This is a genomic window from Bacillus sp. AFS015802, from assembly GCF_002561455.1.
Classification (GTDB): Bacteria; Bacillota; Bacilli; order Bacillales; family Bacillaceae_B; genus Rossellomorea.
Map to the genome: position 1 here is coordinate 1 of NZ_NTUP01000058.1, position 2500 is coordinate 2500.

The following is a 2500-nucleotide window of genomic DNA, read 5'->3' on the forward strand; positions in this document are numbered from 1 at the left end:
TGGTTAAGTCCTCGATCGATTAGTATCAGTCAACTCCACATGTCGCCATGCTTCCATCTCTGACCTATCTACCTAGTCATCTTCTAGGGATCTTACTCACTTACGTGATGGGAAATCTCATCTCGAGGGGGGCTTCATGCTTAGATGCTTTCAGCACTTATCCCTTCCGCACATAGCTACCCAGCGATGCCTTTGGCAAGACAACTGGTACACCAGCGGTGCGTCCATCCCGGTCCTCTCGTACTAAGGACAGCTCCTCTCAAATTTCCTGCGCCCACGACGGATAGGGACCGAACTGTCTCACGACGTTCTGAACCCAGCTCGCGTACCGCTTTAATGGGCGAACAGCCCAACCCTTGGGACCGACTACAGCCCCAGGATGCGATGAGCCGACATCGAGGTGCCAAACCTCCCCGTCGATGTGGACTCTTGGGGGAGATAAGCCTGTTATCCCCGGGGTAGCTTTTATCCGTTGAGCGATGGCCCTTCCATGCGGAACCACCGGATCACTAAGCCCGACTTTCGTCCCTGCTCGACTTGTAGGTCTCGCAGTCAAGCTCCCTTGTGCCTTTACACTCTGCGAATGATTTCCAACCATTCTGAGGGAACCTTTGGGCGCCTCCGTTACTCTTTAGGAGGCGACCGCCCCAGTCAAACTGCCCACCTGACACTGTCTCCCACCCCGATAAGGGGCGCGGGTTAGAATTTCAATACAGCCAGGGTAGTATCCCACCGATGCCTCCACCGAAGCTGGCGCTCCGGTTTCCAAGGCTCCTACCTATCCTGTACAAGCTGTACCAAAATTCAATATCAGGCTACAGTAAAGCTCCACGGGGTCTTTCCGTCCTGTCGCGGGTAACCTGCATCTTCACAGGTACTATAATTTCACCGAGTCTCTCGTTGAGACAGTGCCCAGATCGTTACGCCTTTCGTGCGGGTCGGAACTTACCCGACAAGGAATTTCGCTACCTTAGGACCGTTATAGTTACGGCCGCCGTTTACTGGGGCTTCGATTCGCACCTTCGCTTGCGCTAAGCACTCCTCTTAACCTTCCAGCACCGGGCAGGCGTCAGCCCCTATACTTCGCCTTACGGCTTCGCAGAGACCTGTGTTTTTGCTAAACAGTCGCCTGGGCCTATTCACTGCGGCTCTCTCGGGCTTGCACCCTACCAGAGCACCCCTTCTCCCGAAGTTACGGGGTCATTTTGCCGAGTTCCTTAACGAGAGTTCTCTCGCTCACCTTAGGATTCTCTCCTCGCCTACCTGTGTCGGTTTGCGGTACGGGCACCTTTTTCCTCGCTAGAGGCTTTTCTTGGCAGTGTGGAATCAGGAACTTCGCTACTATAATTCGCTCGCTGTCACAGCTCAGCCTTCACGATGACGGGATTTGCCTCATCATCAGCCTAACTGCTTAGACGCACATATCCAGCAGTGCGCTTACCCTATCCTCCTGCGTCCCCCCATTGCTCAAACGGAAAAGAGGTGGTACAGGAATATCAACCTGTTGTCCATCGTCTACGCCTATCGGCCTCGACTTAGGTCCCGACTAACCCTGAGCGGACGAGCCTTCCTCAGGAAACCTTAGGCATTCGGTGGATGGGATTCTCACCCATCTTTCGCTACTCATACCGGCATTCTCACTTCTAAGCACTCCACCAGTCCTTACGGTCTAGCTTCGCAGTCCTTAGAACGCTCTCCTACCACTGACACCTAAAGGTGTCAATCCACAGCTTCGGTGATACGTTTAGCCCCGGTACATTTTCGGCGCAGAGTCACTCGACCAGTGAGCTATTACGCACTCTTTAAATGGTGGCTGCTTCTAAGCCAACATCCTGGTTGTCTAAGCAACTCCACATCCTTTTCCACTTAACGTATACTTTGGGACCTTAGCTGGTGGTCTGGGCTGTTTCCCTTTCGACTACGGATCTTATCACTCGCAGTCTGACTCCCATGGATAAGTCTTTGGCATTCGGAGTTTGTCTGAATTCGGTAACCCGATGAGGGCCCCTAGTCCAAACAGTGCTCTACCTCCAAGACTCTTACACATGAGGCTAGCCCTAAAGCTATTTCGGAGAGAACCAGCTATCTCCAAGTTCGATTGGAATTTCTCCGCTACCCACACCTCATCCCCGCACTTTTCAACGTGCGTGGGTTCGGACCTCCATTCAGTGTTACCTGAACTTCATCCTGGACATGGGTAGATCACCTGGTTTCGGGTCTACGACCACATACTTATTCGCCCTATTCAGACTCGCTTTCGCTGCGGCTCCGTCTCATCAACTTAACCTTGCATGGGATCGTAACTCGCCGGTTCATTCTACAAAAGGCACGCCATCACCCGTTAACGGGCTCTGACTACTTGTAGGCACACGGTTTCAGGTTCTATTTCACTCCCCTTCCGGGGTGCTTTTCACCTTTCCCTCACGGTACTGGTTCACTATCGGTCACTAGGGAGTATTTAGCCTTGGGAGATGGTCCTCCCAGCTTCCGACGGGATTTC

The 2500-nt window shown here is 53.0% G+C and carries 1 rRNA gene (cut by a window edge); it reads right to left on the reverse strand.

The features are described 5' to 3' along the window. Positions 1-2500: ribosomal RNA gene (locus CN378_RS14705) — 23S ribosomal RNA — on the reverse strand; it runs 434 nt beyond the window's last position.